The organism is Asanoa sp. NPDC050611, from assembly GCF_040654855.1.
GTDB lineage: Bacteria > Actinomycetota > Actinomycetes > Mycobacteriales > Micromonosporaceae > Asanoa.
This window is the reverse complement of record NZ_JBFAIU010000060.1, coordinates 15,098-30,192: the sequence shown is the minus strand read 5'-3', so window position 1 is coordinate 30,192 and position 15,095 is coordinate 15,098. Positions and strand designations below refer to the sequence as shown.

The 15,095-nt window shown below is 70.0% G+C and carries 14 protein-coding genes and 1 pseudogene; 5 read left to right on the top strand and 10 right to left on the bottom strand.

Going from position 1 to position 15,095, the window contains the following annotated elements:
- The 8 genes and pseudogenes from AB0H87_RS12380 to AB0H87_RS12345 form a co-directional block, all read right to left on the bottom strand.
- Positions 1–430, bottom strand: a 430-nt coding sequence (locus AB0H87_RS12380) for an ATP-binding cassette domain-containing protein (RefSeq protein WP_360143190.1), incomplete at its 3' end; no start/stop codon positions are given.
- The gene (locus AB0H87_RS12375; protein WP_360143188.1) at positions 423–2,282 is read right to left on the bottom strand and encodes a dipeptide/oligopeptide/nickel ABC transporter permease/ATP-binding protein; all 1,860 of its coding nucleotides are present in this window, start codon (positions 2,280–2,282) and stop codon (positions 423–425) included. The genes AB0H87_RS12380 and AB0H87_RS12375, both read right to left, overlap by 8 nt.
- A complete protein-coding gene (locus tag AB0H87_RS12370) occupies positions 2,282–3,244 on the bottom strand; it encodes an ABC transporter permease (protein WP_360143186.1) in 963 nt (320 codons plus the stop codon). The genes AB0H87_RS12375 and AB0H87_RS12370 overlap by 1 nt, the downstream gene beginning before the upstream one ends.
- Before the next feature lie 13 nt (positions 3,245–3,257).
- Entirely contained in the window at positions 3,258–4,853 is a 1,596-nt protein-coding gene (locus AB0H87_RS12365) for an ABC transporter substrate-binding protein (RefSeq protein ID WP_360143184.1), read from the bottom strand.
- 161 nt (positions 4,854–5,014) lie between these two features.
- The gene (locus AB0H87_RS12360; protein ID WP_360143182.1) at positions 5,015–5,326 is read right to left on the bottom strand and encodes a MerR family transcriptional regulator; all 312 of its coding nucleotides are present in this window, start codon (positions 5,324–5,326) and stop codon (positions 5,015–5,017) included.
- 566 nt (positions 5,327–5,892) lie between these two features.
- Positions 5,893–6,162 (bottom strand): hypothetical protein, encoded by a 270-nt coding sequence (locus AB0H87_RS12355; RefSeq protein WP_360143194.1) that lies wholly within the window; start codon positions 6,160–6,162, stop codon positions 5,893–5,895.
- Between the two features lie 15 nt (positions 6,163–6,177).
- Positions 6,178–6,246: pseudogene (locus AB0H87_RS12350) on the bottom strand (TetR family transcriptional regulator); the annotation flags it as partial.
- Between the two features lie 55 nt (positions 6,247–6,301).
- On the bottom strand, positions 6,302–7,417 hold the full coding sequence (locus tag AB0H87_RS12345; protein WP_360143180.1) for a hypothetical protein: 1,116 nt from the start codon (positions 7,415–7,417) through the stop codon (positions 6,302–6,304).
- A 166-nt stretch (positions 7,418–7,583) separates the two neighbouring features.
- Here AB0H87_RS12345 and AB0H87_RS12340 point away from each other — a divergent pair, with 166 nt between their 5' ends.
- The 4 genes from AB0H87_RS12340 (at position 7,584) to AB0H87_RS12325 (ending at position 12,280) form a co-directional block, all read left to right on the top strand.
- Positions 7,584–9,626, top strand: a complete 2,043-nt coding sequence (locus tag AB0H87_RS12340; protein WP_360143178.1) for an FG-GAP-like repeat-containing protein — start codon at positions 7,584–7,586, stop codon at positions 9,624–9,626.
- Entirely contained in the window at positions 9,623–10,195 is a 573-nt protein-coding gene (locus AB0H87_RS12335; RefSeq protein WP_360143176.1) for a YcxB family protein, read from the top strand. The genes AB0H87_RS12340 and AB0H87_RS12335 overlap by 4 nt, the downstream gene beginning before the upstream one ends.
- On the top strand, positions 10,192–11,082 hold the full coding sequence (locus tag AB0H87_RS12330) for a L,D-transpeptidase family protein (RefSeq protein ID WP_360143174.1): 891 nt from the start codon (positions 10,192–10,194) through the stop codon (positions 11,080–11,082). Before AB0H87_RS12335 ends, AB0H87_RS12330 begins: the two co-directional genes overlap by 4 nt.
- A gap of 418 nt (positions 11,083–11,500) precedes the next feature.
- Positions 11,501–12,280, top strand: coding sequence for a class I SAM-dependent methyltransferase (locus AB0H87_RS12325; protein WP_360143172.1), 780 nt, complete (start codon positions 11,501–11,503; stop codon positions 12,278–12,280).
- Positions 12,281–12,377: 97 nt separating this feature from the next.
- Here the strand turns inward: AB0H87_RS12325 and AB0H87_RS12320 are convergent, their stop codons facing one another.
- Both AB0H87_RS12320 and AB0H87_RS12315 read right to left on the bottom strand, forming a co-directional pair.
- The gene (locus AB0H87_RS12320) at positions 12,378–13,067 is read right to left on the bottom strand and encodes a hypothetical protein (protein ID WP_360143170.1); all 690 of its coding nucleotides are present in this window, start codon (positions 13,065–13,067) and stop codon (positions 12,378–12,380) included.
- A gap of 333 nt (positions 13,068–13,400) precedes the next feature.
- Positions 13,401–14,177 (bottom strand): hypothetical protein, encoded by a 777-nt coding sequence (locus AB0H87_RS12315; protein WP_360143168.1) that lies wholly within the window; start codon positions 14,175–14,177, stop codon positions 13,401–13,403.
- 337 nt (positions 14,178–14,514) lie between these two features.
- On the opposite strand from AB0H87_RS12315, the gene AB0H87_RS12310 reads away from it, so the two are divergent.
- Entirely contained in the window at positions 14,515–14,823 is a 309-nt protein-coding gene (locus AB0H87_RS12310; protein ID WP_360143166.1) for a dihydrofolate reductase family protein, read from the top strand.
- Positions 14,824–15,095: the final 272 nt, after the last annotated feature.

The following is a 15,095-nucleotide window of genomic DNA, read 5'->3' as shown; positions in this document are numbered from 1 at the left end:
GCTGCCCGCCGGACAGCTGCGCCGGAAACTGGCCGGCCCGCTCCGGAGTCAGCACGACCAGGTCGAGCAGCCGGGCCACCTCGGCCCGGCGGGCCGCGGCGCCGACCTCGCGCGGCGCCGCCTCGCCGATCGAGGCGCCGACCGTCATCCGCGGGTCGAGTGAGGAGTACGGGTCCTGGAACACCATCTGGACCCCGTGCCGGCCGGGCGTGCGCGGCAGCGGCCGCCCGTCGAGCAGCACCGCGCCACCCGCCAGGCGTGCCAACCCGACCGCGGTGCGGGCCAGGGTCGACTTGCCCGAGCCGGACTCGCCGACCAGGCCCACCACCGTGCCGGCGGGGACAGTGAGGTCGACGCGATCGACGGCGGTGACACCGCGCCGGCGCCCGCCGAACCGGACCGACACGTCGCGGAAGCTCAGCTCAGTCAACGGGCTCACCAGCCCGGGCCGGTTCGGCCGGCGGCGCCACGGTCAGGTCCGCGTGCCAGCAGGCGACGCCCCCTTCCAGCGGCGGGTCCTCCCGCCGACAGAGATCGCTGGCGTACGGGCAGCGCGGCGCGAACGCGCAGCCGACCGGTGTCTCGCGGGGGTCGGCCGGCCGGCCCGGTATGACGGTCAGCGGCAGGTTCCGGTCGGTGCCCAGGTGTGGAACGGCGGCCAGCAGCGCGCGGGTGTACGGGTGCCGCGCCCGCGCGGACAGGTCGGCGGTGGGCACGTCCTCCACGATGCGGCCGGCGTACATGACCAGCACCCGCTCGCAGACCTGGCCGACCACGGTGATGTCGTGGCTGATCAACAGCAGTGCCGCGGCGGTGGTGTGCCGGACATCCTGGAGCAGCGCCAGCACCTGCCGCTGCACGGTCACGTCGAGCGCGGTGGTCGGCTCGTCCGCGACGATCAGCTTCGGCGTGCCCATCAGGCCCATGCCGATCATCGCGCGCTGCCGCATGCCGCCGGAGAACTCGTGCGGGAACTGGTGTGCGCGACGCTCGGGCGCGGGCAGCCGGACGGCGCGGAGCCGGTCCACCGCCCGGTCGAACGCCCGCCGGCGGGACAGGCCCTGGTGCTGCTGGGCCGCTTCGGCGAGCTGCCGGCCGATGCGCTGCGTCGGGTTGAACGAGGTCATCGGATCCTGGAAGACCATCGCCAGGGACGTGCCGAGCACCCGCCGCTGCGCCCGGCTCGGCCCGTTCCGCAGGTCCTGGCCCGCGAACTCCAGCCGCTCGGCGCGCACCCGACCGGGCTCCTCGATCAGTTGGGCGATCGCCAGGGCCGTGAGGGTCTTGCCGGAGCCGGACTCGCCGACCACGCCGACCGCCTCACCACGTCGGACGGTGAAGGTCAGCCCGCGTACCGGAGTCGCGGTGGGGAAGGTGACGCGCAGCCCCTCCACGGCGAGCACCACGTCGCCGGCGGTTTCCGCGAGGGCGACCGGCCGGGGGTCCTTCCGGCGGCGGGTCGCGGTGAACAGCGGGGTGGACTGCCCGATCCCGCGGGCGACGGCCTCGCCGGTGAGGTTGAACGCCAGCCCGGCCAGCACGACCGCGACGCCCGGCACGAGGGCCGCGAGGGGGTGCACGTAGAGGCTGGTGAGACCTTCGCCGAGCAGCCGGCCCCAGTCGTAGGAGGGCGCCTGCACGCCGAGCCCGAGGAAGGACAGGCCGGCGAAGGCGAGCAGCGCACCACCGGCGGCGACGGTCGCGTTGACCACCAACGGCTCGGCGATGTTCGGCAGGACGTGCCGGGTGAGCACCCGGAACCGGCCGACGCCGGCGATCCGGGCCGCCGCGATGTAGTCGCGCGCGGCGATCGACGCGACCAGGGTGCCGGTCAGCCGGGCGAACGCCGGCGCGATGGCGAAGCCGATCGCGAGGACGGCGCCCGTCGCCCCGACGCCGAAGACCACCGCGAAGCTGAGCGCGAGCAGCAGCCCGGGGAACGCGACCGCGATGTTCACGGCGGCGGTTACGAGCCGGCCGGCGCGGTCGCCGACCAGCAACGGCGCGGCGCCGAGCAGCAGACCGGTGAGCACGCCGAGCCCGGTGGCCAGCAACGCCAGCGCCACGGAGAGCCGGGTGGCGACCAGCACCCGGAAGAAGACGTCCCGGCCGAGCGCGTCGGTGCCCGCCCAGTGCGCGGCCGACGCGCCCTGCAGGATGTTGCCGGTGTCCACGGCGGCGGCCCGGTCACCCCACAGCATCGGCGCCAGCAGGGCCGTCGCCAGCAGGAGGGTGAGGAGAGCCGCCGCGGTCAGGCCGAGCGGGGTGCGCAGCCTGGGCATCAGCTCTCCCGGATCGTCGAGCGCGGATCGAGCAGGGCCAGGCCCACGTCGACCACCAGGTTGACCAGCAGCACGCCGAGGCCGTAGACCAGCACGATGGCCTGCACCACCGGGTAGTCCTTGGCCAGGATCGACGAGACGATGGTGCTGCCCAGGCCCGGCCACGCGAACACGTTCTCCACCAGCACCGTCGCCGCGACCAGCCCGCCGAGCAGCAGGCCCGCGACGGTGACCGTGGCGGTCAGCGAGTTGGGCAGCGCGTGCCGCAGGTAGAGCCGCCGGTCGGGAATCCGCTTGGCGCGGGCCGTCCGGATGAAGTCGGCCTCCAGCACCGCGAGGGTCTCCACGCGCGTGATCCGGGCGAGCACCGCGGCCGGTCCGATGGCCAGGGCGAGGACCGGCAGCACGTACGAGCTCGGCCCCGACCGTCCGGCGATCGGGGCCAGCCCGAGCCGCACCGCGAACACGTAGACGAGGGCGGCGCCGATCAGGAACTCCGGCACCGTGCCCAGCAGGACGCTGGTCGAGGTGAAGCCCAGCTCCAACCGCCGGCGCCGGCCGGCCCGCGTCAGCACCGCCATCGTGAGGCCCAACGGGATCGAGACGGCGACGGCCACCAGGAACGCGTACACCGCCAGTTCCAATGTCGCCGGGTAGCGGTCCGCGATGACCTGGGAGACGGGCAGACCGGAAACGGTGGACGTGCCGAACCGGCCGGTGAACAGATCACCGAAGTAGTGCGCGTACTGCGACCAGAGCGGGTCGTTGAGGCCGAGCTGCTCCCGGCGCGCGTTCACCAGGTCGGCCGGTGCGGTGACGCCGAGCGCCGCCCGCACCGGGTCGCCGGGAATCAGGTGGATCATCAGGAACGCCGCCGTGAGTAGCACCCAGACCGAGAACAGCAGACGGAGTAGCCGGCGCGCGGCGAAGCGCGCCCACGCGCTGTCCGTCAGTCCCCGCACGACGGTCACCACGTCAGGCGAGCATCCGGATCGACTGTGGGACCAGCGCGCCGTCACCGAACTCGAACTGGGCGCCCTGGCCGAACGTCGGCACCGTCGAGTTGACGAACGGCACCAGGTCGACGTGGGCGAAAATGGCCTTCTCGGCGGCCGCCCACTTCTCGCAGCCGTCGGTGCCGGCGATCGCCGACGCCTCCGTGACCGCGGCGGTGTAGTCGGCGTTGTCGATGCCGGAGAAGTTGACGCCCTGCGGGGCCCCTGGCCCCGAGAGGTAGGGCACCAGGCCGGTCGGCAGCGGCAGGCCGAGCGGCAGGAAGGCCGCGTCCCAGGCGAGCTGCCCGCCGACGATGGCGGTGCCGACCTCGGCGTCGGTCACGGGCTTGACGGTGACCTCCGCGCCGACGCCCGTCCAGGCCGTCTGCGCCAGTTCCACGCCTGCCTGCATGCCCGAACCGAGGCTGGTCGGGAGGGCGATCGTGATCGCGAGCTTCTTCCCGTCCTTCGCGCGCACCCCGCCGGCACCGGCCGTCCAGCCGGCGGCGTCCAGCGCGGCCTTCGCGGCCTCCACGTCATGCCCCGGCAGGTTGCCCTCAACCGTGTTCTGCTTGCACGGGCCGATGCCGGGGGCGACGAGGCCGGTCGCCGGTTTGCCGTTGCCGCTGCTCACGACCTTCCCGAGTTCACCGAGATCGAGCGCTTGGAGCAGCGCCTTGCGGACCTGCTCGTCGGAACCGGGCAGTCCGCTCTTGTGGTTGAACCAGAACTCGCCGAGCGGCGCCTCCACCTGCCGCTCGAACAGCTTGGCGGCCTGCAGGCGCTGGCGGTCCGGCCCGATGATCTGGGCGGCGTTCGCCTGCTTGGACACCAGCAGGTTGGCGGCGGTCGACTCGTTGGTGACCACCTTGAGGATCACGGTGTCGGGCAGGCCGCGCTGGTCCTTCTTGAAGTCGCCGGGGCCCCACGCGTAGTCCTTGCGGCGGGTGAAGGTGTAGTGGTCGTTCGCGACCACCTCGGTCAGCGTGAACATCCCGGTGCCGTCGCCGCCCTGTTTGAGGATGCTGCGGTCCGTCATCCCCTTGTCGCAGACGATCGGCAGGCCCCCGACCTGGCGGGCGAGGAACGACGAGGGCGCCGGGGAGGTGACCGTGACGGTGCCGGTCGCGTCGTCGCCCTTCGCGGTCGCGCCTGGCGGGACCCACACCCCGATGCGGGTCGACCCGTTCTTCGGATCGCCGACGAAGGTGATGTTCTCGGCCACCATGGTGGCGGTCAGCGGGCTGCCGTTGGCGCAGGTGACGCCCTTGCGGAGCACGTAGGTCGCGGACGTCGTGGTGCCCTGCCAGGTCTCGGCGAGGCCCGCCACCTCGTTGCCCTTCGGGTCCATGTAGAGCAGCGAGTCGTACATGAACCGGTCGACGAGCGCGGCGACCGACAGCGACGTGAAGTGGGGGTCGAGCGCGCCAGGATCGGCGCCGAGCGCCATCGTGAACGTCTTGCCGTCGACGAACTGCTGCTCGCCGGCCGACCCGCCGTCGTCGGCGTTGCCGCCGCAGGCCGCGAGGCCGAACGCGAGACCGACGACCGCGGCGATGGTCCGGACAGATCGCATGGATGCCTCCGCTCGCACGGCCAGTGATGGGTGTCACCGTTCCGACATGCGGTCACCCTAGGGTCACCCCACGCGGCCGTGTTCGTACGAGCGGACAAGTTCGACCTTGAGAATCCGTGCCGGCGGACAACGACCCCGATGACGAGGCGGTTCACCCGGCCTCAGTCGTGGTGGTGGGCCTCGTGCGCCCGGTTCTGGCGCAGGGCTTCTTCGAGCTGGTCCTCGAGAATGATGATGCGGCATGCAGAAGCGATGTCCGTGCCCTGATCGCACATCTCTCGCGCCCGTGCGGCCAGACGGATCTGGTAGCGGGAGTAGCGGCGATGGCCGCCCCCGGAACGAAACGGGTCGATCAGCTTCGCCTCGCCGAGCCGACGCAGGAAGTCCGGCGTGCAGCCGACGATCTCCGCGGCCCGGCCCATGGTGAAGGCGGGGTAGTCCTCGTCGTCGAGCCTGTCGTCGGGTTGGCCCATGTACACCTCCATGACGAGGGCCCCGGCGCTGCTAGCACCGGGGCCCAAGGGTTGCGGGTCTGAAACACCATCTACCGGCGGGAACGCCGGCTTGTCGTATCCGCACCAGGCCTGTCTGAGGCTCTCGGGTGCGAGGATCGCATAAGCGTGACCGGTGACCACCTTTCGTTCGATGGAAACAGCGGTGTCCGCGGCCGAGCCCGACATTGCGGCCGGCGGCGGGCGATCCAACGGTGTACGGCCCTCCCTTTCCTCTGACTTCAACATCCCTTACACGTGCTGTCCGCCGGTGTCGGAACCCCACGCGACTTCATGGCCCCGGCACGTGCGACGAACGGTGCTGCTGTCCCGGACCGTGCGTCACGCCCCGGGGTGTTGCTGCCGTGCTGAGCGAGCCCTGAAGATCCTTCGGCCCTGCTCCTTCGCCTCGGTAGGGCGGGTGCGTCAGCGTCTTTGTTGTTCCACTCTCGACCAGAGATACGTTAGCCGAAACCGACGAGAGTATCTAGGTTTTCGAGCATAGTTTTTCCTGCGGCGGCGGCCCGGATATGGATCGCGAGCAAGCACTACCGGGTGACGCCGGAGCGGGTGGTGAGGTAAGCGACGGCCACGTCGCAGAAGGCGCTGATCAGCAGGTGTATGTCGATCGGGTCTACACCGTCACGGAACTGGCCGGCGGCGCGGCCGCGGGCGAGGATGCGGCTCAGCACGTCGAGCGCCGGGTTGGCGAGGCCTGCCAGGATCTTTGACCGGGCGATGTGCTCCGCCCGGTGGATGTTCTCGATGGTGACGAGGCGGATGAAGTCGGGGTGCGCCTCGTGGTGGTCGAACGTCAACTCCGCGACGTACAGCTGCTCCTTGCCGCCGAAGTAGTAATAGATCATGCGCTTGGTGGTACGCGTCTTGGCGGCGATCTCGTCGACCCGGGCGCCGTCGTCGACATCCGAGCAGGTGAATTCCCAGGTGGGACCGCACTCACGATTGGCGCAGCGGGGGCTGCGGCACTTGAACGCCGAGCGCGGTGGCTCCCGCGCCGACGCCGCCCTGGCAGGTGTTCGGTGGGACCGTTCCGATGCCTCGGGTGGCCGGTCGCTCGGCGGCCCAGAACATGAAGCCCAGCATCCCCGCGGTCGTTCCGGCGCCGTTGGGGGCGACGCTACCCACGTACGACGCGGTGGCGTTCTGGATGGAACCCGGGTAGTTCACGCATTCCGGGAGAGGCTTGCCGCCGTACGCGATGTAGATGCCGCCCGTGAACTTGGCAGGGGCCAGCGGCGGCACCGGCGGCGCGAACTGCGGCTTGCCGTCGATGTGCTCCTGCCAGTTGGCGATCGAGGCCGAGGCGGACGCGGGCCGCGCGGTCACCATGGCATTGGCGTAGTCGAGTACCGGCGTGTCGGTGCGCAGCCAGTCCGCGGTCGCCTTCCGGTTCAGGGCGATCAGCCAGCGGTCGCCGGCGGCCACGTCGATCGTGAGTCGGGCCGCGGCCCGCCCGCCCGTGGCGTCGTACGGGTGGATCGCCCGGTAGGCGTTGATGAACGACTGGAGCGCCAGCAGGTTGGGGTCGGTGTTCTGTTCGTAGTCGATCTCGATGCCGACCCCGAGCTGACTGGCCACCGCGGCGGCCCGCTGCCCGAGGAGGGCCGGATTCTCGGACAGGGCCGCGTCCCAGTCGTCGGTGTAGGTGATGCCGCCGATCGAGAGCATGACCCGGACACCGCGCGACGAGAAGTAGCTCACGATCTCCGGCGTGATGCCCCGCGGAACTCCGGCGAGAGTCGTCGCGTCGGTCGTCTGCCGCAACAGCCGCAACGGGTTGACGAAGCTGAGGACGACCAGGTTGACCGAGGGGCGACCGTCGCCACGGTCGATCAACCAGTGGTTGGCGCTGTCGAAATCCGCGACCGTACGAGCCGTACCCCAGGTGCAGAAGTCATTGCCGCAATGCCACGCGCCGTAGACCTGCGGAGCCGCGGCCAGCACGGCCGGGGCGTCGGCGGGCGGCGCGGCAGCGGCGGGTCCGGCGACAGCGGGTCCGGCGGCAGCGAACAGCACCATGAGCATCGAGAGCAGCGGCAGCAGTCGGCGCATGGCCAACCTCCCTCAAAGCGGGGCCGTAGAGTTCGGTCCTTATCGATTTAGCGCCTGGGTGGCCCGCGGCGTCACCGCGTCCCAGGTTCCGACGGTGACGTTTTCGCGCCCTACTGACGCTGTAGCTACGGACGGAGACCACGGGGGATCGGAGAGGTGCGTGTTGGTGCGATCACGGAGGGTCGGCCGCAGCGCCGTCGTCCTGCTCCTGGCTCTTGTGGCTACGGCGGCCTCGGCCACGCCAGCCGTCGCGGCGACGCTCAAGCCGCCCGGTTCGGTGGTCGCCAAGGCGACGTCGGCGACCTCGGTCGAGGTGAGCTGGGCGGCCGTGACCGAAGCCACCGGCTACGAGGTGCGCCGCGCGACCGCGTCGGGCGGCCCGTACACGCTGGTAGGGACGGCGTCCGGGACGTCGTACGTGGACAACGCGGTGGCGCCGGAGACCGTGTACTACTACGTCGTACGGACACGGTCAGGCAAGAAGGTCTCCGGCGACTCGGTCGCGGTGTCGGTGCTGACGTCGCTCCCGAAGCCGGTCGAGATCCGGGCGACCGCGGCCGAGACCAGCATGACGCTGCGCTGGAAGGCGGTGTCCGGCGCCGCCCGCTACGACGTCGTCCGGCTGAGCGACGCCGCGCCGGTGGAGACGGTGGTCGGCAGTGCCACGTCGGCCGAATTCGTCGACAGCGGCCTGGCCACCGCCACCCGCTACGTCTACTGGATCCGCGCGGTGGGCGCGGGCGGCGCCACCGCAACCTCCGATGCCGTGCGGGTCTACACCGGCCCGTCGACCACCACGACCGTGACGGTATCGCCCGGTTCGGTCGAGCAGGGGCAGCGGATCCTGCTCATCGCGAACGTACGCTTCGCGGACGGCCGCATCCCCTCGGGCGAGGTCGCGTTCATGACCTCGGGCGGGACGGTCGCGTTCGCCGACGTCGACGGCACCGACGGCACCGCGATCGCCATGGTCAACGGCAGCGGCTGGACTCCGGAACGCGTCTACGCCCAGTTCCAGGGGCACGACCGGACCGCGGCGGGTGCCAGCGCATCCACGGATGCCGTGCCCGTGGTCACCAAACCTTATGGCTCTGTCGCCTTCGCCGGCCCGTCCTGGTTGGAACTCGGCTCGTGGGAGGAGGCCGTCGCCGCCGGCGACCTGACCGGCGACGGGCTCGCCGACGTGGTGGTGACGACGACCGAGGGTTCCGACGACGCGCACGACCACTCGGCGTTCCTGTTCGTCCAGGAAGCGGAGAACCAGCTCGTGCTGCGCGAGCAGGTGGCGACGTCGACGCCGACCGGCGGCAGCATGTACCCCGTGATCGGCGACCTGGACGGCGACGGTGACAACGAACTGGTCGTCGCGACCGGCGACGGCGTCGACGTGTTCCGCCACACCGCGGCCGGGCTCTCGGCTCCCGAGCACATCTCGTTCGCCGACGACGTCAACGACCTCAAACTCGCTGACCTGGACCGCGACGGCCGGGCCGACATCGTCGCGGTGACCGACAACGGCGTGCTGGCCCGATACGCGGACGACACGGGCGGCTTCACGCCCGCGTCTCCGGTATCCGCACATCGCGGTTTCGTCCTGGACGTGGTCGACATGACCGGCGACGGCAGCCCGGATCTCGTCGTCCAGCTCGGCCAGGCGATACAGGTCAGCAGCCAGACGGCACCCCGGTCGTTCGCCGACCCGGTGACATACCAGGCTCCCGCCGGATACCTGCGCACCGTCGGCTCCATGGCCGTCGGCGACGTGACCGGCGACGGCCGCGACGACGTCGTCGTCACCGTCTCCGGCAACGCGCCGAACGCCCAGGTACAGGTGCTCACCCACGACAGTGCGGGCGTGCTCGGGCGGTGGATCCGCTATCCCGTGTACGAGATCCCGGACGCGATCGCCATCGCCGACGTCAACAACGACGGCCGCAACGACGTCGCCATCACGCACGGCGGTTGGAGCGCGGCCGGCGTGCTGCTGCAACGGCCGGACGGTTGGCTCGGCAACGAGTTCCTCAGGTCCCAGCTGCCACCGGCGAGCTCGTTCACCCCGCGCGGCCTGGCCATCGCCGACGTCAACGACGACGGCCTCAAGGACCTGCTGATGGCCAACTACAACTACGGCCTGGTGGTCGTGCCGCAGGTGACAGCGACATCAGCGACCCCGTCCGCGAACGTCCGCCTCGGCAGGTCCAAGGGATGACCGCGCAACAGGCCACGATGGGCGAGATCGAGCTGTCCTACACCCTGACTGACGACGATCTGGCGGAGGGCATCGCCGCACAGCGACGCGGCATCCGGCGCGGATGGTGGGCCGCCTTGCTGATGGTTCCCGCACTGGTCGGGCTCGCGATCGGCCTCGTCCGTTCGGCGGTGTGGGAGGCACCGGCGGATGCCGCCCCGCAGACCGCGATCGCCTGCGTCGCTGCTGTGCTTCTCGCCGTAGGAGTCGGCCTGCTGACCCGCCGCCTTCTCGTGCGCCGCATACATCGGTGGCAGGCACGCCTTCTCATGCGCGGGAACCCGACGTTGGCCCGACCGATCCGGACCACCGTGTCGAGCGTGGGCATCAGCGTGGACAACGCGACCGGGGCATCGATGTCGTCCTGGTCCATGTTTCCGCTGTACGTCGAGGGTGACCACGTCTTCGTCCTGGTCGCCTCCGAGGGACCCGGCGCGACGGCACTGGTGCTTCCCCGGCGTGCGCTGCCCGACGACGACACGGCGCGGTTGCGAGCAGTGCTCGACACCTACTCCCACCGACGCCCATGACGGCAAAGATCCGGCGCACCGTGTGCGGGGTCGTCGCCGTGGCGCTGGTCGCCGCGCTCGGACTGACGGCCTGCTCCGATCCGCACGGCAACGGCACGGTGAACCCTGAGTCGACGCCGGCCGACAGGTGGGCGCTCGGCCGGGCCGGTGCCGCCACTGCCTCCTCATCGCCGTCGGCCAGTTCCTCCCCGTCGGCTCCGGCGAGCCGGTCGCCGAAGCCGTCCGCGAGTAGGTCGCCGTCCCACTCCCCCACCACGAAGGCGGCGCCGCCGGTCACCGTTGCCTCCAGGCTGCATACGATCCCGGCCAGCACCGGCCAGCTCGTCGTCGTCCACAGCGACGGCTACGGCACGAGCTTCGCGAAGCTCGAGACCTTCGAGAAGGCCAACGGGGTGTGGCGGTCGAAGTTCGGCGTGATGAGCGCCCGGATCGGCAGCAAGGGATTCAGCGACAATCACGTCGAAGGCGTCCCCACGACGCCGACGGGCGTTTACACCATCGGCTCCACCATGTACGGCGTGCGCGCCAACCCTGGCGTCAACTACCGCTACCACCAGCTGGTGGCCAACGACTACTGGGACGAGAATCCGAGCTCGCCGACGTACAACAGCTTCGTGCACGGCAGCGACCCCGGAGGGTACAGCGAGGCGCTGTGGCAGACCGTGCCGCAGTACAACTATTTCGCGGTCATCAACTACAACATCCCGGCGAAGGCGGCCACCCCGGCCCTCGGCAGCGGTATCTTCCTGCACGTGGCCGGGAGCGGCGCCACCGCGGGCTGCGTCTCGTTGACACAGGCCGACCTCCTCGAAGTCCTGGAGTGGCTCGATCCCGGATCGTCTCCGCGAATCGTGCTGGCTCCGAGCCAGAACCTCAACCGCTATTGACCCGCTCGGGCCTACGCCGGGCGACTGGGATCGAGGGTGTCGTCGCCAAGCGCGAGGATCAGCGCTATCAGGTCGGGCGGGGCGGCTCGCGCCCTTGCTGTCCCGGCCCGTCGCACAACGGGGTCGGCGCGCAGTTGAACATCCGTGCCCGCAGCCGCTGCCGGCATCGTGGTCAGGATCGTGGCAGCGTGCTGAACCCGTGCGGTACGTCAAGGTCGAGCCCGAGGTCGTCGCCGAGGTACTGCCGCACCCATTACCTGCGTCACCTCGTCAATCCGCAGGCCGATCCGGCCCGCCGCCTGCTCGACCGGACCTGGCCCCCGACTCGTCGTCGAACCAGCTGATCCCTCTCGGGGACTGAGGATGGTGATCAGGCCGCCCGCACGGGCACGGCCAGGGCACGGTCTAGCGTGGGCGGATGAGTGTTGATCCAGTCGCCCACAATCGCGTGGCCTGGGACCGGCAGGTCGACCGGGGCAACGAGTGGTCGCGGCCGATCTCCGCGGAGACGGTGGCCAGCGCCCGGGCAGGTGACTGGTCGGTCGTGCTCATCGGCTACCAACCCGTAGACCGCTCCTGGTTCCCCGCCGACTTATCCGACGCGGACGTGCTGTGCCTGGCCTCCGGCGGCGGCCAGCAGGGGCCGACGCTGGCCGCGGCCGGTGCCCGGGTCACCGTGCTGGACAACTCGCCGCGCCAGCTCGAGCAGGACGAGCTGGTCGCTGCGCGGGACAACGTGCCGCTCAGGACGATGCTCGGCGATATGCGCGACCTGTCCGCGTTCGCCGAGTCCTCCTTCGACCTCGTCTTCAACCCGGTCTCGAACCTGTTCATCCCCGACCTCGCCCCCGTGTGGCGGGAGTCCTTCCGGGTGCTGCGACCGGGCGGGACGCTGCTGTGCGGCTTTCTCAACCCGGACGTCTACCTGTTCGACCACGAGGCGCTGGACCAGCGCGGCGAGCTGGTGGTCCGGCACAAACTGCCGTACAGCGACGTCACGCACGTACCGGCCGAGGAACGCGAGCGGCTCTTCGGCGCGGACGCGCCGCTGGAGTACAGCCACAGCATGGCCGAGCAGCTCGGCGGCCAACTCGCCGCGGGCTTCGTCATCACCGGGTTCGAGGAGGCACCGCACCACTCGGACGCCACCGCGGGCTGGCTGCTCGGCTACTTCGCGACCCGCGCCGTCAAACCATGATACGACTCGACGGCAGGAGCGTGACGGCCGACGAGCTGGCCCGGCCTACTCGCGGCATGAGCGGATGCGGAAACGCCGGGCGTGGCAGCGGGCGGCCCTATCGGGAGGATTCGTCGATGAGCCAGGTCGTCACGACGGTCGGCGCCGGGCTCATGCCATGTCCGTCGGCCGCCAGCCGCGCCTCGAAGCCGTTGATGTACACAAGCCTCTCATCATCGCTCCACCACCCCACCGAGAATCCGCTCGCTGAGTTCATCGGCCGTAGGCGTGGATGACGAGCACGTAGGGCGGTCAGGTAGGCGTTGGCATCCGGCGGTGTCTCCGTGGACAGGAGCCGCTGTTGGTGGGCGTGGTGGAGCAGGGCGTCACACTCCAGAAAGTGGTCGAGCGAGGGAAACGCCGGCGCATCACGGTGCAGAAAGCCGAACCACACCGTTTCGTCGGGCCGCACAAATCCACTGCGGCAGCCGTCGGGCGTAGCGTCCATGACCGCGTACTCAAAGACAACCTGTTTTGCATCGCGGTCGACTTCGAATGTGGGCTCGAACAGGATCTCGGCTTGACGGAACCTGCTGAAGTAGATCAATCCCGAATATCGATGCCGAATGCGCCGAAACGTGGCCAGGATGCCCTCGTCGCTGTATCCGAGCATCGAACGCATCGCAGCCCGGCACTCGTCATCACTCGGCCCTGGCGCGAGAGGCGTCACCCGCGCGTGCCTGGTCAAGAAATCCTGCGCACGCGCGCTCAGCGGCGAAGGGGAGACAAGGACGTGCGCTTGCGACATCAGCCCATTCTCCGACACGGCGCGGCATGCGCGGCAACGAGCGCACCGTCGCTTCTCGTCATGAGCGGATGCGGCGCTTGACAGTCTGGTCTCCCGCCCGGGACCACCTGCCATGATCCACATTTCACGCCGCCGACATGCGCAGGTCGCCGGACCGGCTGCCCGCCCAGAGACGCCTACAGCCCGGGTAAATTGCCTACGTAGACGTGCGTGACCAGGGACAACCGGTTGCCGCCGGTTCGCCGACGAACCCTCAGCTGACCGCGAACGGCTACGGGATTGAAGCGTAGAGCCTTACCTCATCGAGGACGATACGGCCGGACGGTCCTAAGATCAGCGCCGGTGGTCGTCATCGCGAGCATGTAGCGACTGGGATGGGTCACTGGCTCGGACGGCGCGTAGCTGGGCGGCAATGGCCTGCTGTTCGTCGGACAGCCCATCGGCCTGGTCGAGCCACCAGCCGGGTCCCCACCGCATGACCTTGCCGTACAGCGTCAGGACGAGGCCAGCTTCGAAGTCTGGTGCGGGACGGCGTACCGCTCGCACCAACAGATCCTCGTTCCGCCGCCACTCGTAGCGGCCCGCACCCGGTACATACTCCCCGGATCCCTGGTCTTCGAAGCAGTCGAAGAAGAGCCAGCCGGGCCTGTTAGCCCTGGCGTAGCAGAGCACACGCTTTTCAATGACGACGCTAGGCGGCCCGTAGCAGGCTTCGACCTCACTGCGACGAACGTCCTGCCCGTCGAATCGTTGCAGGAGGCCCGCGTTAAGGTGGTCCCACTCGTCTGCGTCGAGCAGCCGTTCCACCTGAAGGTAACCCAGGCGGTGGAACTGTTCTGCGAAGACTGAAGCGACCTCCGCCACACAGCTACGGTCTTTGCCGAACATCGCGATGAAGGGTCCAGCGACGCCCAGCTTCCCGTACGAGCTGAGCATCGTCTCGACCGCCGCCTGGTCGGCGTCGCGTTCGTCAAGGAAACACAGATCCGCGAGAAGCCCCCTGGCCATCCAGTCGACCGCCTGCCCGCTGCTCGCCCACATCCCGGGCCTTGTGACCATCAGCGGCACCCGGTCGAGCCAGCGGCGCCGAATGTCTGCCGCTGAACGCATCGGCTCACGCTACCCACCCCGTGCCCAGGTCCCCGCACCAGCTGCCCACCCAGCGACCCCCTACGGCGCGGTCAATCGCCCACGTACACCTCCGTGACCAGGGACAACCGGCCAGACGGTGCACAGTTGTGGGCTGCATCCGGCCATCGAGATCAACCTGCGCCTCGACGGTATCCGCCCAGCTCAGGGCCTGTGCCTCGGCGCGTTTGGGGGCGCGTTTCGGGTCGTCAAAGCCGCGTCTAGGTGGGGCTCGAACCTGTGCTCGATCCACCGACCAGGATTCGGTAACGCGGGGTTGCGTTGCGGACGCGCCTGGCTCGAGGAGCGTAGATCGAACGTGCGCGCCTCGCTTCCATCGCCCAAACTGAACTCGTGTCGACGGCGACCGACAGCCGGCGCAGGTTGGCGCCGAACGCGCTGTCCACCGCGAGTCGACTGGAACACCCGCCTGGTCACCGGCGACGCGGCCACCGAGATCACCCGGCTCAAGGCCGAGGACGCCGGCCCGATGGACATCGGCGGTGCGACGCTCGCCGGGGCGGCCATGCGAGCCGGGCTGATCGACGAGTACGTGCTGGTCACAATGCCGGTCTTGGTAGGTGGCGGCACGCCGTTCTTCACCGCGCTCGAGAGCTGGGTGACCTGACCATGGTGGAGACCCGGACGTTCCCCGGCGGCCCTCGAAGCCGAGTTCCCCGCCGCCCTCCACGACTACGCCACCACCTGCACCTTCGCCATCGCCGCCATGGCCAGCCCCGAACACTGACCCGAGCCGAAGCGCCCACGCCGGCGACTCGCTAGGCGCTTTTTGCGAGCGGCCACAACGGGGTCGGCTGATCACCGCGGCGGACGCTGCTCCCCCGCAGAAGCGTCCATCTTCGACGGACACGTTTATCTGATCCGCCGGTTTGATCCAGG